General features: G+C 50.1%; 22 protein-coding genes. 11 read left to right on the top strand and 11 right to left on the bottom strand.

Annotation, left to right across the window (positions count from 1 at the left end; genetic code table 11):
- Positions 1-993: 993 nt before the first annotated feature.
- Entirely contained in the window at positions 994-2,637 is a 1,644-nt protein-coding gene (locus tag D6M16_RS01240) for a methyl-accepting chemotaxis protein (RefSeq protein ID WP_120510215.1), read from the top strand.
- A gap of 129 nt (positions 2,638-2,766) precedes the next feature.
- Complete coding sequence (locus D6M16_RS01235; protein WP_120510214.1) at positions 2,767-4,227, top strand: aminoacyl-histidine dipeptidase; 1,461 nt, start codon at positions 2,767-2,769, stop codon at positions 4,225-4,227.
- Positions 4,228-4,302: 75 nt separating this feature from the next.
- Here the strand turns inward: D6M16_RS01235 and dinB are convergent, their stop codons facing one another.
- From dinB to bolA, 10 genes are all read right to left on the bottom strand, one after another.
- Positions 4,303-5,385: a DNA polymerase IV gene (gene dinB / locus D6M16_RS01230; RefSeq protein ID WP_120510213.1), complete on the bottom strand. Its 1,083-nt coding sequence runs from the start codon at positions 5,383-5,385 to the stop codon at positions 4,303-4,305.
- Positions 5,386-5,531: 146 nt separating this feature from the next.
- Entirely contained in the window at positions 5,532-5,753 is a 222-nt protein-coding gene (gene nqrM / locus D6M16_RS01225) for a (Na+)-NQR maturation NqrM (RefSeq protein ID WP_027253869.1), read from the bottom strand.
- Between the two features lie 14 nt (positions 5,754-5,767).
- A complete protein-coding gene (locus D6M16_RS01220) occupies positions 5,768-6,763 on the bottom strand; it encodes an FAD:protein FMN transferase (protein ID WP_420812222.1) in 996 nt (331 codons plus the stop codon).
- A 170-nt stretch (positions 6,764-6,933) separates the two neighbouring features.
- Entirely contained in the window at positions 6,934-8,157 is a 1,224-nt protein-coding gene (nqrF, locus tag D6M16_RS01215; protein WP_027253867.1) for an NADH:ubiquinone reductase (Na(+)-transporting) subunit F, read from the bottom strand.
- A 22-nt stretch (positions 8,158-8,179) separates the two neighbouring features.
- Positions 8,180-8,776, bottom strand: a complete 597-nt coding sequence (gene nqrE, locus D6M16_RS01210; protein ID WP_027253866.1) for an NADH:ubiquinone reductase (Na(+)-transporting) subunit E — start codon at positions 8,774-8,776, stop codon at positions 8,180-8,182.
- Between the two features lie 7 nt (positions 8,777-8,783).
- Positions 8,784-9,416 (bottom strand): NADH:ubiquinone reductase (Na(+)-transporting) subunit D, encoded by a 633-nt coding sequence (locus D6M16_RS01205; protein WP_027253865.1) that lies wholly within the window; start codon positions 9,414-9,416, stop codon positions 8,784-8,786.
- Entirely contained in the window at positions 9,409-10,200 is a 792-nt protein-coding gene (locus D6M16_RS01200) for a Na(+)-translocating NADH-quinone reductase subunit C (RefSeq protein ID WP_120510212.1), read from the bottom strand. The genes D6M16_RS01205 and D6M16_RS01200 overlap by 8 nt, the downstream gene beginning before the upstream one ends.
- The gene (locus D6M16_RS01195; protein WP_120510211.1) at positions 10,190-11,434 is read right to left on the bottom strand and encodes an NADH:ubiquinone reductase (Na(+)-transporting) subunit B; all 1,245 of its coding nucleotides are present in this window, start codon (positions 11,432-11,434) and stop codon (positions 10,190-10,192) included. The genes D6M16_RS01200 and D6M16_RS01195 overlap by 11 nt, the downstream gene beginning before the upstream one ends.
- Positions 11,435-11,437: 3 nt before the next feature.
- Positions 11,438-12,778 carry a Na(+)-translocating NADH-quinone reductase subunit A gene (locus D6M16_RS01190; RefSeq protein ID WP_120510210.1) on the bottom strand — a complete coding sequence of 447 codons (1,341 nt, stop codon included), beginning with the start codon at positions 12,776-12,778 and terminating at the stop codon, positions 11,438-11,440.
- 733 nt (positions 12,779-13,511) lie between these two features.
- On the bottom strand, positions 13,512-13,823 hold the full coding sequence (gene bolA, locus D6M16_RS01185) for a transcriptional regulator BolA (protein WP_120510209.1): 312 nt from the start codon (positions 13,821-13,823) through the stop codon (positions 13,512-13,514).
- A gap of 183 nt (positions 13,824-14,006) precedes the next feature.
- Between bolA and D6M16_RS01180 the strand changes: the two genes are divergently transcribed.
- From D6M16_RS01180 to D6M16_RS01140, 9 genes are all read left to right on the top strand, one after another.
- Complete coding sequence (locus D6M16_RS01180) at positions 14,007-15,149, top strand: methyltransferase (RefSeq protein ID WP_120510208.1); 1,143 nt, start codon at positions 14,007-14,009, stop codon at positions 15,147-15,149.
- Between the two features lie 57 nt (positions 15,150-15,206).
- The gene (locus tag D6M16_RS01175; RefSeq protein ID WP_120510207.1) at positions 15,207-15,776 is read left to right on the top strand and encodes a YajG family lipoprotein; all 570 of its coding nucleotides are present in this window, start codon (positions 15,207-15,209) and stop codon (positions 15,774-15,776) included.
- Entirely contained in the window at positions 15,776-16,330 is a 555-nt protein-coding gene (locus D6M16_RS01170; protein WP_120510206.1) for a peptidylprolyl isomerase, read from the top strand. The genes D6M16_RS01175 and D6M16_RS01170 overlap by 1 nt, the downstream gene beginning before the upstream one ends.
- Positions 16,331-16,372: 42 nt before the next feature.
- Complete coding sequence (locus tag D6M16_RS01165; RefSeq protein ID WP_120510205.1) at positions 16,373-16,735, top strand: hypothetical protein; 363 nt, start codon at positions 16,373-16,375, stop codon at positions 16,733-16,735.
- A 126-nt stretch (positions 16,736-16,861) separates the two neighbouring features.
- Positions 16,862-18,226 (top strand): AmpG family muropeptide MFS transporter, encoded by a 1,365-nt coding sequence (locus D6M16_RS01160; RefSeq protein ID WP_120510204.1) that lies wholly within the window; start codon positions 16,862-16,864, stop codon positions 18,224-18,226.
- A 397-nt stretch (positions 18,227-18,623) separates the two neighbouring features.
- A complete protein-coding gene (locus D6M16_RS01155) occupies positions 18,624-19,442 on the top strand; it encodes a nucleoside-specific channel-forming Tsx family protein (protein ID WP_120510203.1) in 819 nt (272 codons plus the stop codon).
- Between the two features lie 308 nt (positions 19,443-19,750).
- The gene (locus tag D6M16_RS01150; protein ID WP_120510202.1) at positions 19,751-20,563 is read left to right on the top strand and encodes a nucleoside-specific channel-forming Tsx family protein; all 813 of its coding nucleotides are present in this window, start codon (positions 19,751-19,753) and stop codon (positions 20,561-20,563) included.
- A 103-nt stretch (positions 20,564-20,666) separates the two neighbouring features.
- Positions 20,667-21,566, top strand: a complete 900-nt coding sequence (panE, locus tag D6M16_RS01145; RefSeq protein ID WP_120510201.1) for a 2-dehydropantoate 2-reductase — start codon at positions 20,667-20,669, stop codon at positions 21,564-21,566.
- A complete protein-coding gene (locus D6M16_RS01140) occupies positions 21,559-22,188 on the top strand; it encodes a DJ-1 family glyoxalase III (RefSeq protein ID WP_120510200.1) in 630 nt (209 codons plus the stop codon). Before panE ends, D6M16_RS01140 begins: the two co-directional genes overlap by 8 nt.
- Before the next feature lie 313 nt (positions 22,189-22,501).
- Here D6M16_RS01140 and thiI read toward each other — a convergent pair whose 3' ends face one another.
- Positions 22,502-23,950, bottom strand: a complete 1,449-nt coding sequence (thiI, locus tag D6M16_RS01135) for a tRNA uracil 4-sulfurtransferase ThiI (RefSeq protein ID WP_120510199.1) — start codon at positions 23,948-23,950, stop codon at positions 22,502-22,504.
- Positions 23,951-23,978 lie beyond the last annotated feature (28 nt).

Raw genomic sequence — 23,978 nt, 5'->3', positions numbered from 1 at the left:
CAAAAAAGTATCACAGCAAATAGTAAACGATTGCGTCGCAGTAATTTTGGGGGGCGATTATAGGCTTATCAGTAGTAAATTACCAGACTGGTCAGAATTATCCGTCAGTGTCAGATATATGGCTGATTTTAGTCCAAACCACAGCCAATACCTGAATAAAAATAATTCAAAATCAAAAACATAACAACAAAACCATCCTGGTTGATTTTTTAATCACTTATATTTTTCACAGCAAAAGCAAACGCTTAATCATGTATAAAGAGTGAAATCTTTACTCTGTTTGGCGGGGTGTAATCGAATACATTCATTTTCGCAACATTATCGTCAAAAATGCCGGATGAAAACTAATTAAGTTAAGCGGAAGATAAAAAAACGCCACCCTTTCCCGGGTGGCGGCAAAACTAAGTTTTCGGGTCTCTGTTAACAGCAATCACTGCAGCAGAGCAACCATCTGATTAGTCTTGAAAGTTAGGGGGTGAACATCTGTTTGCAACGCTAAGGCTGCAGGCACATCAGGGGGATGTGTGCCGTGAGCAATTCAACTATCAGTAACCAAAGGATCGCGGGTAGCTAAACGCACCACTGAAAACGCCTTTATTGTTCCAAAATTTTGCTGTGGATTCATATACATTCATGACAACGACTTCCTAATATATTTCTATTGCCTGGAGGCTGCCTGAGAGCAACCTGGCCACCAATCTCGGTTCCCTGGAGTTAATGCACTGACCTTTCCTTGTGCTAACTATCGTTTTTCAACTTGGGATAACAATAACCAATTGGTAATTTAATTACAACTTTAATTTTAACCTCGTCACACTTTTATGGGTAAATATCTCAAAAACCCCCATTAACGATAATTTATTACACCACTAATTATGTTAGCCAGACCGTAAATCCACACAAATGAGACTAAAGTGGCATACCTTATTCCCGAATAAGCAGACAACATCAGTGCAGGTCATTTGCCTGAGTGCAAGCAAGGAAGAAAGCGCTATGACAAAACTCCCTCACTTACGTTCACTATCTATCAGCAGCCGTCTGTATCTGCTGGGCTTGATCATTACCATTCTGACCCTGCTACCTCTGATTACCTTTATATCTGGCTATCAGGATACCCTTCTGGACCAAAAACGGGATAAAACCAGAAACCTGGTCGAAAGTGCACACAGTTTGCTGACTTACTACCACCAACTGGAAACTCAGGGCCAGCTGACACGCAGTGAAGCACAGCAACAGGCAAAACAGGCTATCGCCAGCCTGCGCTACGAGAATAACGATTACTTCTGGATTAACGATAACCATCCCAAAATGGTGATGCATCCGTTCAAACCCGAACTGGACGGTAAAGATCTGTCCCGGTTTGAAGATCCGCTCGGCCACACACTGTTTGTCAGCATGGCAGATATTGTCAGGCAGCAAAGCCAGGGCTTTGTGGATTATCAGTGGGAAAAACCAGGCCATTCAGAGCCTGTTGATAAAATTTCCTATGTGAAAGGATTTGCACCCTGGGGATGGATTTTAGGGTCAGGCATTTATGTAGATGATGTTAAAGCGCTGTTTTACTCTGAGTTACAGCGTCTTGGGCTCATTCTGGCCGCTTCATTGATCCTGATGCTGGTTCTGGCCAAGGTGATTGGCCGCAGTATCACCGCCCCGTGTGAATCCACTTTACAGGCGATGCAGGACATATCGCGTGGTGAAGGTGATTTAACCCGGCGCCTGCCGGTTCAGGGCAATGATGAAATGAGCCGCATTGCTGAAGCCTATAATCAGTTCGCGGATCGGATAAGTGACATGCTGCGTGCTCTTGCCCCCGTCAGCGAACATATCAGTTCAGCCGCCAGCCAGCTCAATGCCGTCGCCAACACCACGGCCGACAGTGCAAGTCAGGCGCATCAGGGAGTAGATTCAGTCGCCTCGGCCATGACAGAGCTGCATTCCAGTAATCAGGAAGTCGCACGATCGGCCGCGACGGCTGCCGATGCCGCAACCGCTGCACAATCTCACAGTGAATTAGGATTGAGTGTCGTATCCCGCTCCGGAGAGGAGATGCGTGCCCTGCTAGCCTTGCTGGATGAAACCAATAAAAGTGCGCAGGCATTGGCTGAAGACTCTGAAACCATAGGCGCTGTGCTGGATGTGATCCGCAACATTGCAGAGCAAACCAACCTGCTGGCGCTCAATGCAGCCATCGAAGCTGCACGTGCCGGCGAGCAGGGTCGCGGTTTTGCCGTGGTTGCCGATGAGGTGCGCACTCTGGCTACCCGCACTCAGTCCAGCACCAATGAGATAGAAGCCATTATCACCCGCCTGCAAAATCGCTCCACCAATGTCAGCACCGCCCTGCTTCAAACCAGTGAGCAGTCAGCCAGTACGGTAAAACATGCGCAAGATGTCGCCAGTGCACTGGAAGCTATCAGCCAGCAAATTCATACTATTCGAGAACTCAATCAACACATTGCCGATGCCAGCCAGCAGCAGTCCGATGCGACAGAAGCCATTAACATCAGCCTGTCGCAACTGAGCGAGCACAGCCACAGCCATGTTGCACAAGGGCAGCAGATTGCGGCAGCCAGTGAGCAGCTTCTCACCAGTGGTCGTCACCTTAATGTACAGATCTCTCAATTTAAGATTTAACGAATAGAAAATGGATTATTAGCAAGCCCTCCATCGCTGAGGTAAGATATTCATCTGCCATTTCCGGATAATCGCCCTATGATAGTCCGGCTCTGGCAGCATGAATGACAGTTTATTAGGGAGAGTTCTGTGTCTGAAATCAGCCATCTTTCGCCACAAATCGTGTGGCAGTTCTTTGATCAAATTTGCGCCATACCACACCCATCCAAACATGAAGAGGCATTGGCTCAGCACATCATTCGTTTTGCTGAAAGCCAAGGCCTGACCGTACGCCGCGATAGCACTGGCAACGTATTTATTAAAAAGCCTGCCACTGCCGGGATGGAAGACCGCAAAGGCGTGGTGCTTCAGGCGCACATTGATATGGTTCCGCAAAAGAATGAAGACACAGACCACGACTTTACGGTTGACCCTATTCAGCCTTATATCGACGGTGAGTGGGTAACCGCCAGAGGCACGACTTTAGGTGCTGATAATGGCATTGGTATGGCAACCTGTCTGGCTGTACTGGCCTCAAAAGACATAGAGCATGGTCCTCTGGAAGTACTGCTGACCATTGATGAAGAGGCCGGTATGACGGGCGCCTTTGGTCTGCAGGAAGGCTGGCTGGAAGGCGATATTCTTCTCAATACCGATTCTGAACAGGAAGGTGAAATCTACATGGGTTGCGCCGGTGGCGTGGATGCCGAGCTATCTCTTGCTATTGAGCGTGAGCCGGTTCCGGCAGATCATACTGCTGTCAAACTGATGATTAAAGGCCTGAAAGGCGGACACTCAGGCTGCGACATTCACACCGGTCGGGCCAACGCCAATAAACTGCTGGGACGTTTCCTGTTTGCCCACGCTGCAGAGCTGGGGCTGCGTGTCAACAGCCTCAAAGGCGGCACACTGCGCAACGCGATTCCCCGCGAAGCCTTTGCCATAGTGACGCTGCCAACCCAAAAAGCTGATGCGTTGCAAGCGTGTTTCGGACAATTCCAAAGCACACTGAATGCTGAGTTGGGTAATACAGAAACCGGTATCAAACTGTCGGTTGAAAACCACGAATTGCATGCTAATAGCTTATCTGCTGACAGCCAGCAACGTCTGCTGGCGCTGATCAATGCCTGCCCGAACGGAGTGGTACGCATGAGTGACGACATTTCAGGTGTTGTTGAAACCTCACTCAACCTTGGCGTGATCACCACAGAGGCTGACCGCGTGACTCTGCTGTGCCTGATCCGCTCTCTGATCGACTCCGGCCGCAGCAGTGTTGAACACTCGCTGAGCGCCCTGGCCCAGCTGGCCGGTGCGCAGTGTGAATTTTCCGGCGCCTATCCGGGCTGGAAACCTGATCCGGATTCGGAAGTGATGCATCTGTTCCGCGAAACCTACCAGGATATTTACGGAAAGATCCCGGATATTATGGTGATCCATGCAGGCCTGGAGTGTGGCTTGTTTAAAGAGCCATACCCCAATATGGATATGATTTCTTTCGGCCCGACCATTAAATACCCGCATTCACCCGACGAGAAAGTGAACATTAAAACCGTTGGCCTGTTCTGGGAACAAATGGTTGCCATTCTGAAACAGATCCCGGTGAAAGCCTGATTTAGACACTTGATCTACACCAGGGGGAGCACATCCGCTCCCCCATTGTCCTTTCCTGCGAAGCTGACTCCCTGACTACCAGTCAAACGACAATTGCTGGGCTTTAACACCCGATTCCAGCCCGACACTGATACCGACCAAGCGAATCTCCCGCCCTTTCTGTCTTGTCAAAGCTTCGGCCAGTAAAGCGGTAAACTGTTGTTTGTGCAGCACCGGCTGAATATGTTCGACCGTGGTTTGCTGAAAATCGGCAAATTTTATTTTCACTCCCTGACGGGCAATGCGCAGATCCGGACGCACTTTGCGAAGCCGTGCTTCTAATTCAGGATACAGCTGCTCTATGACTTGCCAGCATTGCGCATAGTCAACTATGTTGCGGGCAAAAGTTCTCTCGACACCAACTGATTTTCGTTCACGCGAGACCACCACTTCACGCTCATCAATGCCGTGTGCCCGCGCCCACAGCGACTGACCAAACTTGCCGAACTGTTTTAACAACTCCCGCCTGTCATAGGCTTGCACATCTTTTCCGAGGTACAGACCGATGTCATGCAGTTTTTGGATAGTGACTTTACCTACACCCGGTATTTTCTCCAGCGGCAAGTCAGCCACAAAGTCAGGCACGTCGGCTGGCGTCACCACATACTGGCCATCCGGTTTATTCATATCAGAGGCGATTTTGGCAATGAATTTTACCGGTGCCACGCCTGCAGATGCCGTGAGATGCAACTCTTCACGAATAGCCTGACGAATATCCTGGGCAATCAAAGTCGCAGAACCGCGGTGCAGATCACACTCGGTGACATCCAGGTAGGCTTCATCCAGTGAAAGAGGTTCAATCAACGAGGTATAGCGTTGGAAAATCGCCCTGATCTGATGGGAGACCTCTTTATACACAGCCATCCTGCCGGGTACCAGTATCAGGCCGGGACAGAGCTTCATCGCCTGGGCCGTCGGCATAGCGGAACGCACGCCGAATTGCCGGGCCAGATAATTGCAGGTACTGAGCACTCCCCGCTGTTCAGATCGGCCACCGATAGCAATCGGCACATGTTGCAGCTCAGGATTATCACGCATCTCAACCGCCGCAAAAAAGCAGTCCATATCAATATGGATAATTTTCCGTTGATGGCTGTCGGTCACGGTTTTATCTGACATAACATCGGGCTTTCAGCATGTGACTGGAGAATAGGTTACTGTTTTTATATACAGCATTATAAGTGCTTACCAAGCAGATAGCGAGCAACAAAAAGCCCGCGGTATTCTCCACGGGCTTTTTACTCAGCGTGAACGTCAGTCTTCAATCAGATGATCTGATTTTTCTTCCATTCTTCCTGTTTGGCGGCGCGAGCTTCACGCTTCAAACGCTTGTCACAGGGCTCAGGGCAGTCACATTCTTTTTCAATGCCAACCGCGCCAAGGCCACCGCAGCTACCAGCCACCGTTTTACGCTGGAAAATGTAGCCGACAGCCATTGCGACTATGACTAACAGAAAAACGCCAAAGGTTGTTACATATACCAACATACTATGCTCTCAACTTATTTCTTCTGCATGTAAGTCTTGAAGGCATCAGAGGCATATTCCTTAAAACCTTCATCAGTACTTACTATCAACAGAACTGGCCAATTTTCTTGGTTTGCCAGTGCGATTGCTTTCTCTTCTCCCATGACAGAAAATGCCGTTGCCAGAGCATCTGCTGTCATGCATTTCGGATGCATCACAGTGACTGAAACCACATGGTTAGTAATCGGCTTGCCTGTTATGGGATTTATCAGATGTGAGTAGCGTACACCATTTTCTTCAAAATAGTTACGATAATCACCCGAAGTGGCAACGGCCATTTCACCCGGCTCAACCACTTCCTGTATGGAACGGCTGCCATCTTGTGTAGGCTTTTCAATTGCTATCCGCCATGGCACGCCTTCCAGATTTTTGCCTTTCAGGCGGATTTCTCCACCGATTTCAACCAGATAGTCATTCACACCCAATGAAGCAATATAGTCAGCCACAACATCGACACCGTACCCTTTAGCAATGGATGACAGATCAACATACAGCCCAGGCATATCTTTAATCAAAGTGTTACCTTGAACCTTCAGATGCTCTATACCGACTTCCTGACGACGAGCATCCAGTTCTTCATCCGTCGGTACCACATCCGGACGGGCTTCCGGGCCGAAACTCCACAAGTTGACCAGAGGGCCAACCGTCACATCCAATGCCCCATCAGTCAGTTTAGACAAGCGAATCGCTTCCCGTACCACCGTCGCCGTATCTGCCGACACCTCAAACGGTTCGCTGCTTCGATGCTGATTAAATTGGCTGAGCTCGGAGTCCTCACGATAAGTCGACATCTGATCGTTAACCAATTCAAGGCGGCGATCAATTTCTTTCTGAAGTGCCACTTCGCTCGGTAAGCCTTCCTGCTCAATCAACTTGATCGAATAATAGGTCCCCATTGTTGAGCCGGTCAGGTGAATTAACTGACGTTGCTCGCTACAGCCACTGACAACCAGTGCCATCACCAGCAGCATAACTGCCCGGGTGAATAGTTTCATCATGCAAGGGATCTCCCAAATACTGAAAATGTCCGCTCAGTTGCCGTGCACACGGCATTGATAGGCGCTAAGGAATTGATGCAGGGCTTGACGAAAAATGGCTGACCCAAGGGATCAGCCATTTTAGAGGAAGACCTCAGGCAGCGTTAGCCACCAAAGTCATCCAGCAGGATGTTTTCGTCTTCAACACCCAGATCTTTAAGCATACTGATAACAGCTGCGTTCATCATTGGTGGACCGCACATGTAGTATTCGCAGTCTTCCGGCGCTTCATGATCTTTCAGGTAGTTTTCATAAAGCACGTTATGGATGAAGCCGGTGTAACCGTCCCAGTTGTCCTCTGGCAGAGGATCCGACAGGGCGCAGTACCACTTAAAGTTATCATTCTCGTTCTGCAGCATATCGAAATCTTCTACATAGAACATTTCACGCTTAGAACGCGCACCGTACCAGAAGGTCATCTTGCGCTTAGACTGCAAACGCTTCAGCTGGTCAAAGATGTGTGAACGCATAGGTGCCATACCGGCACCACCGCCGATAAACACCATCTCTGCATCGGTATCTTTCGCGAAGAATTCACCAAACGGACCAGAGATAGTCACCTTATCACCCGGTTTCAGCGACCAGATATATGAAGACATGATACCTGGTGGCACATCCGGATTACGAGGTGGCGGCGTAGCGATACGCACGTTCAGCATGATAATGCCTTCCTCTTCCGGATAGTTCGCCATTGAGTAAGCACGAATTGTCTCTTCGTTTACTTTCGACTCGTAACGGAACAGGTTGAACTTATCCCAGTCTTCACGGAATTTCTCAGGTACGTCGTAATCAGCATACTTAACATGGTGCGGTGGCGCTTCAATCTGAATATAACCACCAGCACGGAATGGTACTGATTCGCCGTCCGGGATGCCCAGTTTCAGCTCTTTGATGAAGGTCGCTTTGTTATCGTTAGAGATAACAGAACACTCCCACTTCTTCACACCAAAGATTTCTTCTGGCAGCTCGATGTCCATGTCGGCTTTCACGTTCACCTGGCAAGACAGACGCTCACCTTCACGTGCTTCACCTTTAGTGATGTGATCAAGCTCGGTTGGCAGGATATCGCCGCCACCAGATTTGATTTTCACACGGCACTGACCGCATGAACCACCACCACCACAAGCAGAAGAGACAAAGATGCCGCTGCCTGCCAGTGCGCCCAGAAGTTTACCACCCGCAGGGGTCGTGATTGCTTTTTCCGGGTCGTTATTGATTGAGATAGTAATGTCACCTGATGGTACCAGCTTGGATTTAGCGAACAGAATCACTAATACCAGAGCCAGGATAATCAAGGTGAACATAACTACGCCAAGAATAATATCCATGAATTATTCCTTATTATCCTGATTACAGCTGTACACCGGAGAAGGACATGAAGCCCAACGCCATGAGACCTACAGAGATGAAGGTAATACCCAGGCCACGCAGACCGGCAGGTACGTCTGAATACTTCATCTTCTCGCGAATACCCGCCAGGGCAACGATAGCCAGCATCCAGCCCACACCTGAGCCAAAGCCGTATACCACAGACTCCGCGAAGTTGTAGTCACGCTGTACCATGAAAGATACGCCACCGAAGATTGCACAGTTAACAGTGATCAGCGGCAGGAAAATACCCAGCGCGTTGTACAGCGGCGGGAAGAAACGGTCCAGAATCATTTCCAGAATCTGTACCAGTGCCGCGATAACACCGATAAAAGTAATAAAGTTCAGAAACGTCAGATCAACGCCTTCAACAATGGCGCCGTCTTTCAGCAACAGGTTATAAACCAGGTTGTTTACCGGTACTGAGATAGTCAGTACGACTGTTACTGCGACACCCAGACCGAAAGAGGTTTTGACTTTCTTGGAAACCGCCAGGAATGTACACATACCCAGGAAGAAAGACAGTGCCATGTTCTCGATGAAGATCGAACGAACCAGTAAGCTAATATAATGTTCCATGTTTCCCTTACTCCTTCGCTTCTACTTGATCCGGGCGTAACGTACGGATAGTCCAGATCATGAAGCCAATCAGGAAGAAGGCAGACGGTGCCAACAACATGATACCGTTTGGCTGATACCAGCCACCTTCAGAGACCAGCGGCAGCACTTGCATACCAAAGAGTTTGCCTGAACCCAGCAGCTCACGGAAGAAACCGACTGTCAGCAATACGAAACCGTAACCCAGACCGTTACCGATACCATCCAGCAAAGATGGCAGGGGCGCAGATTTCATTGCATAAGCTTCTGCACGGCCCATTACGATACAGTTAGTGATGATCAGACCTACGAATACTGACAACTGCTTAGAGATGTCGTAAACGAAGGCTTTCAGCACCTGGTCAACCACGATAACCAGCGAGGCAATAATTGCCATCTGAGCGATAATACGCACGCTGTTGGGGATTTGGTTACGCACCAGAGAAACAAAGAAGTTGGAGAACGCAGTAACGAAAGTTACCGCCAGCGCCATGACGAACGCGGTTTCCAGCTTAGTGGTTACAGCCAGCGCTGAACACACACCCAGTACCTGCAGAGCGATCGGGTTATTACTGACGATCGGCCCCAGCAGGACTTTTTTCATTTCTTTAGTATCAGCCATTGTTCAGGCCTCCATTGCGCACTTTAGTCAGGAACGGACCGTAGCCGTTATCACCTAACCAGAACTGGAAGGTGTTCTGAACGCCGTCACTTGTCAGCGTTGCACCAGACAGACCGTCGATACCGTGAACATCACCTTCCGGTGCGCCACCTTTCACGACACGGATAGCAGGGGCGAAACTATCGTCAAACAGTTTCTTGCCTTCCCACTGTGCACGCCATTTCGGGTTCTCAACTTCACCGCCCAGTCCAGGAGTTTCACCCTGTTCATAGTAAGTGATGCCTGACACAGTGTTGCCGTCGGTTTCAACCGCAACGAAAGCGTACATCATGGACCACAGACCTTTGCCGTTAACAGGCAGAATCAGCTTCTGTACCTGATTGCTGGCATCTTTTACCAGATACACTTTGGCAACATCCGCACGACGAATCAGCTTCGCCGGATCGGTTGCAGGATCCAGTTTCACAGACAGATCCGGATTTTTCGAAGCGTCACGCTGGTCGTACTCTGCGGGTGACATACCATCAACAGAGTCAACAAAGTTACCGGTAGCCAGATCAACCAATTTAGGTTCAATAAACTGGTTGTACGTTTCCGTAACTTTGACGCCGTCTTGCAGCAGGCCGGCAACAGACAGGATGTTACGCTGAACATCCAGCTTAGCGTTCGCTTGCTGCATAGGACGCAGCATAACTGCTGCTGTTGATACCACGATAGAGCACACCAGGCTCAGGACAACAACAACAATCAGCGTTTTCTTGATGCTATCATTCTTATTTGACATGACGAGCCAGTCTCCGTTTGATGTTGCCTTGAATTACTGCATGGTCAAACAGCGGTGCAAACAGGTTGGCGAACAGAATCGCCAGCATCATGCCTTCAGGGAACGCAGGGTTAACCACACGTACCATAACAGCCATCACGCCAATTAGTGCACCGTACCACCACTTACCTTTATTGGTGAAAGCAGCAGAAACCGGATCGGTTGCCATGAACATCATACCGAAAGCAAAACCACCCAGAACCAGGTGCCAGTGCCATGGCATAGCGAACATTGCGTTGGTATCAGAACCAATAATGTTGAACAGTGTTGCGGCAGCAACCATACCAATCAGGGTACCGGCAATAATGCGCCAGGACGCAATGCCCAGATACACGATGAACGCACCGCCGATCAGAATGAACAGAGTCGAGACTTCACCGATAGAACCAGGAATACGACCAATGAAAGCATCCATCCAGGTTACCGCTTCGCCAGTAACAGTATTGACTACTGCTGCCTGACCACCGGCTGCCCACTGACTCAGTGCTGTTGCACCAGAGAAACCATCCGCGGCAGTCCATACCAGATCGCCTGAGATCTGCGCCGGGTAAGCGAAGAACAGGAAAGCACGACCGGCCAGAGCTGGGTTCAGGAAGTTACGACCTGTACCGCCAAAGATCTCTTTCGCCACAACCACACCAAAGGTAATACCCAGTGCAGCCTGCCACAGAGGCAGTGTTGGCGGAACGATCAGCGCAAACAGGATCGAAGTCACGAAGAAACCTTCATTCACTTCGTGTTTACGGACCATACAGAACAGAACTTCCCAGAAACCACCCACGATAAATACCGTGGCATAGATAGGCAGGAAGTAGGTCGCACCCAGCAGCATTTTACTGCCCCAGCCTGCGTCAGCACCTAAGGTGCCACCCAGAGACTCGGTCAGCCAGTAATGCCAGTCGCCACTGATAATGGCAGCCAGTTGATCACCCGCATACAGGTGGTTCAGGGCAACAACCGCCTGATGGCCGACGTTGTACATCCCCCAGAACATGGCAGGAAATACAGCAAGCCACACCATGATCATGATGCGTTTCAGGTCGATACTGTCACGCACGTGAGAACCGGTACGGGTAACCATACCTGGGGTGTAAAGCACGGTTGCAACTGCTTCATACAGTGCAAACCATTTCTCATGCTTACCACCTGGTTCAAAGTGGTGTTCGATCTGCTCGAGGTAATTCTTGAGGCTCATGAATTATCCTTCCTTCTCAATCTTGTCCAGGCATGCACGCAGCATTGGACCGTACTCATACTTACCTGGGCACACGAAGGTACACAGTGCCAGATCTTCTTCATCCAGCTCCAACGCACCCAACTGCTGGGCACTGTCAGTATCGCCGGCGCACAGATCACGCAATAGCAGTGTAGGTTCGATGTCCAGAGGCATGACACGCTCATAGTTACCGATTGGCACCATGGAACGCTCACTACCATTGGTAGTGGTTGTCATGTTGTAGAGCTGGCCTGGGAAAAATTGGCTAAAGAAAGCACGTGTAACAGAAAATTTATTCTTTCCAGGAACGATCCAGCCCATGAATTCTTTCTCACGACCTTCACGCAGTGCAGAAATCTGCAGGTGATAACGGCCGAGATAAGCATGAGGGCCAGTCGCCGGAATGCCGTTCAGGACTGAACCTGACAGCACACGCAGTTCACCGGTTAACAGCTCAGACTCAGTCAGCTGCTCGACAGACGCACCAATAACAGTACGGACCAGACGAGGGTTGTTGACGGCAGGACCTGCCAGAGAAACAACACGCTGAGTGTACAGCTCACCGGTCAGGAATAACTGACCGAAAGCAATCACATCCTGATAGTTCAGGTGCCATGCAACATTATGCGCGTCAGCACCGAACAGAGTATGGATGTGCGTACCTACCAGACCGGCAGGGTGCGGTCCGTTAAATACGTGTTCTTCCACATTGGTTTCGCTGCAGCGCGGCAGGCTTGCACCTGACTTACACACATACACCTTGCCACCGGTCAGACGAGACAGAAGCGTCAGACCAGCAACAAAGGCTTCGCCTTGCTCGTTGATGATCACTTCTGGGTTAGCTGCCAATGGGTTGGTATCCATCGCATTGACAAAAATCGCCTGTGTTTCAGACTCGATCGCTGGGACCTTGCTGAATGGACGGGTACGTAACGCTGTCCACATACCGGACTCAACCAGCTGCTCTACAATCACAGCACGATCCAGTTGAGCCAGCTCAGCTTTGTCATAGCGGTTAAAGGTGATTTGATCATCGCCCTCAACATCAATGACAACAGACTGAAGCACACGTTTAGCTCCACGGTTGACTTCCAAAACCTTGCCGCTGGCCGGAGCAGTAAATTTCACGCCTGGGTTCTTCTTATCTTCGAAGAGCACCTGACCTTTTTTTACTACATCCCCTACGCGGACATGCATGGTTGGACGCATACCCACGTATTCTTCGCCAAGCAAGGCGACTCGAGAGATGGATTTACCATCATTTATCGCCTGGGTAGGAGTCCCTGAAATTGGGATATCCAGCCCCTTCTTTATTGTAATCATACGCACTTGCACTACATTAACGGGAAAAAGAACTTGTTATTGCGCAACTTAGACACGACTTTCCTTGGTCCGAAGCCGGTTTTCCAGCAACCAGCACCGCAACATCCTATTAACTCTTTCATCACACATTAAGATGACGAGTTTTTTCGAGGGCCAGATTTTAGCATTAATCAACAGGTTTTTACTATGGCAAACCTCGCTATTCGAGCTGAAATTCAGCGATAGCTGATGTGCTAATAATCACGAGAACAGATAAATTTGACCCAACGCACACTTGCGCTGAATCTTCTGCTTGTCGCCTCAAATAATGTATTTTTCTGCTATTTACAAATTGGTATCAAAACGTCAACACCAAAGGACAGTCGGTAAAACTAACGCATTCGATGGTCATAAAACAGCAAAATTCGACGCAAAACTGCATCGAATTTGCAACATATGTTTTCATCCGGTGGCTAAGTCATCACCGAACATTTCACCACATTCGGGACTCATTATAGTCGCCAGGGATGAGAGAAGACTTGCTAACTAAGCAGCCCTGCGCCGCAAGGCCAGCATCATTCGGGCTATCACAGAGCACTCTGTCTGTCGCTGAACGGTGCGTATACTACGCCATGACTCAATTATTGATGACTATCAACTTCAAACTTCGGACTGTAAAAAACCGCAACAAGATGCGGTTTTTGATCAAGGTGTGATTCGCCACGGTTCAGCCACTTGATGGATTCATCATAGCTTAACCAAACTTACTGCCACCCAAACAAGCGGGGGAAGCCGGTGCAGACTGCTGCGCCTGCCATTCATCCGGTGTGTAAGTGTGAATCGCCAGCGCATGAATGTGATTAGCGAGCTCATCTGCCAGTACTGTATTAATGGCTCTATGGCGACCAATCAGGCGCTGACCTTCAAATTCATTACTGACCACTACCACTTTAAAATGACTTTCTGCGCCTTCTGGCACATTGTGCATATAACTTTCATTGCGCACTTCAAGATGGGTCGGTGACAATGCGGCTTGCAATTTCTGTTCAATACGTTCCTGGATCATATGGCCTCCTGACGCCGGCATGCTAGGTGTCTGAGCATAAGTAGCGAATGAAAATGCGGCGATATCCTGGAAATCACTGTGTTATGCTCACCATAACAACACACTTCTCACTGTTAGTCTTTGCAGCTACGTCAGCATCTGCGAAAATATTCAACTCGACAACATACCCTAAAGATAGCCTGAATGAAACCTGAGCTCACCCTGCATGGCCAGACCCTGCAACTGAACCGATACCCGATTCGTCAAAATGAAACCTTGCAAGCCTGGGATGCGGCGGATGAATACCTGATCAATCAGGTTGAAGAGATGAAACAGAAGCAGGTACTCAATCTGGATGCCGAGCGCCCCGTTCTGATCATGAATGACAGCTTTGGTGCCCTGGCATGCTGGTTCGCCCGTCAGGGACAGACGGTATCTGTTGGTGATTCATACATTGCAAGAACAGCCAGCCAGCACAACCTGGCCGCAAACGCGCTGCCGGGCATCAGATTCACTGACTGTCTGGCCCCTGTGCCACCCCAGACCCAGCTGGTGCTGCTGAAGCTGCCCAAAAATAACCGACTGCTCATCTGGCAGCTCACCCAGCTCTGTGCAGCCTTGCCCGACGACTGTGTGGTGATTGCTGCCGCCAAAGCCAGAGACATACATACCTCGACCCTCAAACTGTTCGAGAAACATCTGGGCCCGACCAGTACGTCACTGGCGGTGAAAAAAGCACGCCTGATTTTCTGTCAGCCGGATAAAAATCTGGCGGCGCCGCTGCCGGAAGCCCAGCGCTGGGCGGTGCCCGAGTACAAGCTCACCTTAACCAACCATGCCAATGTGTTTTCCGGTGAAAGTCTCGACATCGGGGCCAGGTTATTGCTGGAGCACATTCCTCAGGAGCCGGCACTGAAGCACATCATCGACTTAGGGTGCGGAAACGGGGTCATTGGCCTGCAGGCCGCCAGGCTCAACCCACAGGCGAAAGTCACCTGTGTTGATGAAAGTTACATGGCCGTAGCGTCTTGCCGGGAAAATGCTGACCTGAATCTGACCAACCCGGACCAACTCGAGGCTAAAGTAGATAACTGTCTGGAAAGTATGGTAAATAGCGACGCAGACCTGGTGCTGTGTAACCCACCTTTCCACCAGCAAAATACCATTACCGATCATATTGCCTGGCAAATGTTCTGTGATGCAAAACAAAGCCTGAACAAACACGGGCGCTTAATTGTGATCGGTAACCGCCATCTTGGCTATGATGGAAAGCTTAAGCGCCTGTTTAATAAAGTACATAAAATTGCTCAGAACGCTAAATTTGTAGTTTATCAAGCTGAAAAATAAGCCCATAATTTTGCACATTGCGGCTGGCAACAGCCTGTTTAATAAGGAACAAACCGGATGAAACCATTCATATTCGCCGTATCACTGCTGGCGCTGACCGCCTGCACGGCACCAACTGACTCCCAGCTTTCTATCCAGCCCTCCCCTTCTCTGGCCGGAGAGCCAAACCTGAAGGGACAGAATCTGACCCTTGAAAGCCGCGACCTGCGTACAGCTCAGTTCGTTGCTGTGATTGATAACGGGGATCAGAACGTTCACCCATTACACGCGAAAGAAAATCTGCGCCTGACATTACAAGACGCACTTTCCCGACAGCTGACATCTCAGGGCGTTCAGATTGGCCACGAAAGCCAGAGCACAATGCGGCTGGATATTCTTGAAGCCATAGTGAATGTCAAACAGAGTGCCTTCAGCCACACCCTGAACAGCAAATTGCAACTGCAACTGGTCCTGACAACTCCTAACGGAAAATTCATCAAACGTTATGCGGGCAAATCATCCCGTGAAGGCGCGATGACAGCGTCAACAGAGTCAATGGAAGTAGCAATGACCGGCCTGATGGATGCCGTGCTTCGTGACATCCAGTCTGATACAGAACTGAACAGCTACATGGAGGAAAACCTGTAATGCGACATTTTATCACCGCCACCCTGCTGGCACTTTCGTTTTCAGCCTCTGCCGCCACTCAGGTTGCCATTGAAACCAGTCTGGGCGAATTTGTGGTTGAGCTGAATGAAGAGCAAGCGCCAGTTACCACCAAAAACTTCCTGCGCTATGTCGAAGACGGCAGCTATGCGGGCACCATTTTCCACCGGGTGATTCCGGGATTCATGGCGCAAGGCGGTGGATTTGATGCCGATTTACAGCAGCGCCCGAGTTACGAGCCAATCAAAAATGAATCCGATAACGGCCTGAGCAACCAAAGAGCCACCATAGCAATGGCGCGGACACAAGTGGCCGACTCAGCCACACGTCAGTTCTACATCAATTATCAGAACAATACCTTTCTTGACGGCCGCCCGGGCAAGCCGGGATATGCGGTGTTCGGAAAAGTTGTGAAAGGGTTCTCAGTTATTGAAAAAATGGCCGCTATTCCTACAACAACAGTCCGCTCAATAGGTATGAAAGATGTGCCTCAGCAGCCTATAGTTATTAAAGCTATTAACCTAATCAACAAGTAGATTGACGCCCCTGGCCGTTAATCTTCGGCCAGGGTGGTGCCTATGCTCAAACTTGTTTCTTCAATACCGGATGTGCCGACAGAGCAAATTGCCAATCACATTACTGATTACGCACCGGCTCTGGCGATAGCTATGCTGGGCACCATTAATGGTGATACCAGCTACGACTCCTTAAAAAAGACCTGTACCGAGCATCTGCATGACTGGTGGATGCTGTCGATCCCCAGCGGTACACCTGACAATACCTATGAGTCCGTGTACTGGTATCTGCTGCATTTAATGGAATCACTCGAGGAACACCAGTTGCTGGGCAACTGCTTTATCCAGTTTCGTGTCACTGCCGGTGCTAAATTCCTGCTGGGCATCGGTGAGGCCCCAGAGAAAATGCAGGGCATTCGCCCTTAAAGCAGTACTTTGCCCCCAAACTCACCACACTTTGACTTTCCGATGGTTTTTCTCACCCGCGCTTACTGTTACCTTATAGAGCTAAATCTGGAACCAGATAGTAATAAGTAGCAGAGGCCACTCCACATGGAGCACACCGTCGAAGAACGCCCGAACACCGGGTGGCGCGTATATCTCGAAAAAAAAGTTCTCATCATGCTGGCACTCGGATTTTCGTCCGGTCTGCCTATCTTGCTGGTCTTTGGTACCCTGTCATTCTGGCTGCGCGAAGCAGAAGTCAGCCGCACTGACATCGGCTATTTCAGCTGGGTCGCGCTGGCGTATGGCTTTAAATGGATATGGTCACCACTGATTGACCGCTTCCCCGTTCCTTTACTGTCAAGCCTGTTGGGTCGTCGCCGTGGTTGGATGGTGTTCTCGCAACTGCTGATCATTGCTTCACTGTGCGGCATGGCTTTAAGTAATCCGCAGATTGATTTATACCAGTTAGCCGTATTTGCCGTGATAGTGGCGTTCTCTTCTGCATCGCAGGACATCGTCATTGATGCCTACCGGATAGAACTGGCAACGGAACGCTTGCAGGCCGCGCTGGCGGCGGCTTATATGACAGGCTACCGGCTGGCCATGATCATGGCGGGCGCCGGCGCGCTGGGCTTCGCGGCTTTATTTGGTTCAGACACCGGCTATGATCCTATCGGCTGGAAGACCGCCTATTTCATCATGGCGGGCTTTATGTCCGTCGGTCTGATCACGGCGCTTTGCATTCATGAACCCGCACGTAACGGCAAAGAAATGGATGCGCTGGAAACAGATATCCGCGAAAGGCTGGCTGCCGGGAAGATGCCGCACTGGCTGGCCCGGATGTGTGCCTGGTTCTATACCTCTGCGATCATGCCTTTTATCGACTTCTTCTCGCGTTATGGTAAAGCCGGCCTGCTGTTACTGGCACTGATCGGCTGTTACCGTATCTCAGACGTTGTCATGGGCGTGATGGCTAATGCTTTCTATGTCGATATGGGATTCAGCAAAACCGAAGTGGCTTCTGTCTCGAAAATATACGGCGTGATCATGACTCTGGCTGGCGCGGGCCTCGGCGGCATACTGATTTACCGCTATAGCACGCTACGGATTCTGGCTCTGGGTGCCGTGCTGGCCGCTTTCACTAACCTGCTGTTTATGGCTTTCACCTACATTGGCAACAGCCTGCCTATGCTGACTGTGGTGATCTCGATTGATAACCTGAGTGCGGGTATTGCCACCGCCGCCTTTATTGCCTTCATGTCCGGCCTGACCAACGTCGCTTTCTCTGCTACCCAATATGCCCTTTTCAGCTCCATCATGTTGCTGTTCCCGAAATTTCTCGCCGGGTTTTCAGGCCTGTTTGTTGATCACTGGGGCTATAACATCTTCTTTCTGAGTACCGCATTGATCGGCTTGCCCGTGCTGCTCCTTATCAAAGCGGTGGCGAAATACGCCCCTCATCAGAACTAAAATTCCGTTAAGCGGGAACTTTATCTGGCCTGAGTGTTCCAACATTTCAGGTCAGAAATCTCACCTTCCCTCCCTTCTGTTTCTATATCTGTTGATAATTTTGACTCTCAAGTTGACTTTATTTGATCTCAGTTAACTTTCCCGCATATCAGGCACGAGCAATAATTGACCTATTACTCACTTAGATCAGAAAAATTACATCCAATAGCGTACAAAAAGAGATCAGAATCACTTTTGATTTTTTTTGCAATCCATTACACAAGATCAAAATCACAATCAAAAAACAACTGCCAGTTTGTTACATTCACATTAGTGACATCAAACAATACACTTCCCGCCATTGATACGGACTGGTCAAAAAAGTCCGGTGTTTTAATTCAATTAGCGAGAGTTGACGATGCGTAAATCCCTTGTTGCACTGAGTGTACTGGCAGCTTCCCTGTCTGCTGCTACGAATGCTGCTGATTACACCGACGGTAATATCCACAAGAACGACTACAAATGGTCTCAGTTCAACCTGATGTACGCATTTGACGAACTGCCAGGCGAATCAAGCCACGATTACCTGGAAATGGAATTCGGCGGTCGTTCCGGTATCTTTGACCTGTACGGTTATGTGGATGTTTTTGACCTGACCACAGATTCAGACAGCGATAAAGCAGGTGCAGATAAAATCTTCATGAAGTTTGCGCCACGCGTTTCTCTGGATGCACTGACCCACTCAGATCTGTCTTTTGGCCCGGTACAAGAACTGTACGTTGCAACTGTTATGGAATGGGGCGGCGGTAAAACTGGCCCAGGTGGATTTGCTGCCGGAGTCAGAGGCCCGAATACACAAAAAATTGGTCTGGGTTCTGACGTGAACGTGCCTTGGCTGGGCAAAATCGGCCTGAACCTGTACGGTACTTACGACTCAAACCAAAAAGACTGGAACGGTTACCAGATTTCGACCAACTGGTTCAAACCTTTCTACACGCTGGACAACGGCAGCTTCGTGTCTTACCAGGGTTACATCGATTACCAGTTTGGCATGAAAGAAGAGTACTCTTCTGCGAGCAATGGCGGCGCCATGTTCAACGGTATCTACTGGCATTCTGAGCGTTATGCGGTGGGTTACGGCCTGAAAGCCTACAAAGATGTGTACGGTATCAAAGACTCAGATGGCTTCAAATCGACCGGTATCAGCCACTATGTCAGCCTGACTTACAAGTTCTAAGTTTGCCCTGAGCAACACCCTGAATCCTGCAAAGGCGCCTTCCCGGCGCCTTTGTTTTTCGTTCTAACTCCTGAGACAATTATATTCCCCTGCCACCCCGTTTCATCTGCCTGATTTTCAGACTGATTTCTAAAGTTATGATCTGTATCACCCTCCAGAGCATGGATTATTTTCTTGCTCCTAAGGCAGCCCGGCCGCTATCCACTAATCTTTTAAGTTAGACACTGTCTTTCTGTTAAGAAACAAGCCTCTTGGCAGACGTGTTCCCTAAGCAATGGCAACGATAAACGATAAGTGAGAACGCCAACATGAAACAGACTTGTTTAGCTTTGGCTCTTGGAGCTGCACTGGTATGTCCCGGAACCGCTTTTGCCGCTGATTATACTGACGGCGATATCCATAAAAATGACTATAAATGGTTTCAGTTCAACCTGATGTACGCACTGGAAGAATATCCCCGTGCGCCCAGTGACCCATCAGGTCATGACTATCTGGAAATGGAATTTGGTGGCCGATCCGGTATTTTCGATCTTTACGGCTATGTGGATTTCTTCGATCTGACGGAAAGCGATGCCAGTGACAAGAAAGACAGACCCAAAATGTTCATGAAATTTGCGCCACGGGTTTCGCTCGATGCGTTAACCAAAACCGATCTCTCATTCGGTCCGGTGCAGGAGCTCTATTTTGCCACCCTGTTCAACTGGGGAGGCGGTGCGCAGGACGTCAATAACTCCTTCTGGGGGATAGGCTCCGATATCATGGTGCCATGGTTTGGTAAAGTTGGCCTGAATCTGTATGGATTGTACGATGTCAACGCGAAAGACTGGAACGGCTACCAGATATCTACCAACTGGTTTAAACCCTTCTATACCTTTGCCAATGGCTCATACATTTCCTATCAGGGCTATATTGATTACCAGTTCGGCGCCGATGATGAGTTTAACGGCAATTCCCAGGCCACTCATGGCGGGAACTGGTTCAACGGACTTTACTGGCACTCTGACCGCTTCTCGGTCGGCTACGGTCTGAAACTCTTTTATGATGTCTACCTGATTGAAGATTCTGACAGCTTTGAGTCAACCGGCCCATCCCATTATTTCTCTGTCACCTATAAGTTCTGACAACCACGGTCCGGGTACCCAGGTATCCGGACTTTTACTTTACCCCTTGATTTCCCAGCCGCTACAATAGGCTTCAGTCATTCCTTTCCGAACAGGCAATACCGTGAACATTACCGTAGTCGGCGCTGGCGCAATTGGCAGCCTCTGGGCAGGTGCTCTGGCCAGACAAGGCCACACCATTCACCTCTGGCGCCGTCAGACAGCCAGTGTCTCTACGCTACACTGGCAAGGCCTGGATGCGCCGGATACAGACACTTTCACTTTCCACTGTAATCAGGTTGATCTGCTCAGCCGCAGCGATATTGTTCTGATCACAGTAAAAGCCTTTCAGGTCTCTGAGGCGGTAAGGAGCATAACCCCTTGGCTGTGCACTTCAACTCCCGTGATTGTGATGCACAATGGTATGGGCACAGAAAACGAGGTGCTGCAGCTGCTGCCGGATAATCCGGTACTCTATGCAACCACCTCTCAGGCGGCTTTACGGGCAGACAACCACAGTGTGCGCCACACCGGATCTGGCCCGACATATCTGGGTGCAGTCAATACTGCCGGCGAGCTATGGCACGCACTGGCCGGGGTGCTGAACACGGCGCTGGCTCCCTGCCAATGGCATGAGGATATTCACTATCCGCAATGGCAGAAACTGGCCGTCAATTGCGCCATCAATCCACTGACGGCTATCCACCAATGCCGCAATGGCTATCTGGCTGAACCGGATTTTACCGCCGAACTGACGGCTGTCTGCCGCGAAGTCGCGGCTGTCATGGCAGCCGCTGGCTACCCCACCCGCAGCGAAGAGCTAGTGCAACGCACTATGACGGTGATCAGGGCCACGGCGGCCAATTATTCATCCATGCAGCAGGATGTTGCCAACCAGCGGCCGACGGAGATTGACGCCATAACCGGCTTTCTGATTGAGCAGGCACACCATTTTCAGCTTGCCACACCGGCGAACTTCGCCCTGTGGCAACAGATAAAACACTTGGAGCAAAATTATGGCTAACCCAACGACATCCTCTGTACACCCCCCTAAAGTGGCGGTCTGTATTGCCCCCGGCAGCGAAGAAATGGAGGTCATCAATACGGTTGATATTCTGATCAGGGCCGGTATGCAAGTGACCATTGCCAGCGTGGCAGAAGACGGGGCACTGGCGATGAAAGGCTCGCGGGGCATTACACTGACCGCTGACCGCCCGCTGGTCGAAATTGCCGATGACCCCTTCGACTGTGTGGTTCTGCCCGGCGGCCTGGCGGGCGCAGAATACCTCAGAGACAGCACGCTGACGGTTGAATTTATTAAGCAGCATAAATACGACGGTAAACTGGTGGCCGCTATTTGTGCCGCGCCTGCTGTGGTGCTGGAACATCACCAGCTCTATCCGGATGCGCTGATGACGGCTCACCCGGCCTTTGTTGATCGTATTCCTGAGCACCGCCGTCGTGAAGGTCGCCGCGTGATGTTTGATGTGAATAATAATCTGCTGACCAGCCAGGCACCGGGCACCTCGCAAGAGTTTGCACTGGAAATCATCACCCTGCTGCTGGGGAAAGCAACAACCGCCAAAGTGGCAGAACCTATGGTGATGTGGCCGAGTATGAGCTTTGATGTGGTGGGGAAAAGATGATATTCCCTCCCTTTGTAGAGGGAGAGAATCAAAATGGCTTTAGGTTCCTCCCCCCTTTTCAAGTGGGAGGTCAGGAGGGGGTTATCAGGCACAGAAGTAAAGTCGAGCTCGCCTCACGAACCCCACCCTAGCCCTCCCCTTGCCAAGGGGAGGGAATCATCGTGCTTTCAGTCATCGCTGTACGATCCCTCCCCCTTTTTAAGGGGAGGTCAGGAGGGGGTTATCAGGCACAGAAGTAAAGTCCGAGCGCGCCTCACGACCCCCACCCTAGCCCTCCCCTTGCCAAGGGGAGGGAAAGAAAAGCAATAGAAGATTACGGGCGATAAACTTTCACGTTATCGAAACCATTTTCTTTCAGGTACAGAGCCTGTAAGCGACTCATCACACCGCGAGCACAATACAGCAGGTAGGTTTTATCCTGAGGTAAATCGCCAAACTGGGTCGCCAGTTTGTAGAACGGAAGATGCTTGATTTCAACCCCTTCAATGTGCAGCGGGCTTTCATCTTCTTCGTCCGGACTGCGGATATCCAGCACTGTGCTGTTGCCGTCAATCTGATCCACCAGCTCAATCTCTGGTGCCTGCTCCTGGCTTTCTTTTTCGATGTCACGGATATCGAGGATACGAGCTTCACTCACCACACGATCCAGCACAGCAAAATCAAACTTGGCTTCTTCGGCTTCCAGTTTTTCTTTCACCGCTTTTACGGTCGGACTCTTGGAGATCACGCCGCAGAATTCAGGCATGGTTTTGGCAAAATCTTCCGTACCTATGTCACGGGCAAGATTGATAATATCTTCTTTGTCCCAGTTAATCAGAGGACGAAGAATCAGCGTATCGGTTACATTGTCGATATGACGCAGATTGGTCAGCGTCTGGCTTGATACCTGGCCCAGCGCTTCGCCGGTCACCAGCGCCTGAATACCAAAACGCTCAGCAACCTGACCTGCCGCGCGCATGAACATACGCTTGAGCACCACGCCCATCTGGCCGTCATCCACATTTTCCAGAATTTCGGCCACAACAGGTTCGAAATCAATGGCAATGAACTTCACTTTGGCCGAAGAGCCGAATTTCTTCCACAAATAGTGAGAAACCTGCTTCACACCAATTTCATGTGCCGGCCCGCCAAGGTTAAAGAAACAGTAGTGCACTTTACTGCCGCGCTTGATGTGCAGATAGCTGGACACACCGGAATCAAAGCCGCCTGAGATCAGGCTCAGTACGTCTTCCTGAGTACCCAGCGGGAAACCACCCAGACCTTTATGACGGGCAAGCACCTGATTGAGTTTCTCGCCGTCCACTTCAAGGTTGACCGTCACCTGGGGTTTTTTCAGCTGCACTTTCGCACTTTCAACGGCCTGATTCAGACCGCCGCCCACGTAACGTTCCAGCTCGATTGAGGTAAAGTCGTGTTTACCCACCCGCTTAGCGCGCACGCAGAAGGTTTTGCCTTCAAGTTCGTTGCCCACATGGGCCAGAGTCTGCTCGAAGATATCGTGCATGTCGGTAAAATCGGTTTGTTTGACTTCCAGCACATGGTGAATGCCAGGCGTCTGGGTCAATACGGTCAGAACCTGATCACGGAGGCTGTCGTCCTTCACTGTGACATCAATGTAGCTGCGTCGGTTGTACACAGCCACTTGATCAGACAGGCGCTGAAGGATAATGCGGATATTGCACTCCAGGATTTTGGTAAAGCGCTTCCGCACTGATTCACTCTTTACAAAAATCTCTGGATGGGGCTTTACAATAAATTTCATAACATGCTTCGCTTCACAGGGCCTAACT

The organism is Photobacterium salinisoli (assembly GCF_003614885.1).
Taxonomy (GTDB): Bacteria; Pseudomonadota; Gammaproteobacteria; order Enterobacterales; family Vibrionaceae; genus Photobacterium; species Photobacterium salinisoli.
Note: the sequence above shows the minus strand (reverse complement) of the source record. Positions and strands in the feature narration are given on the sequence as shown.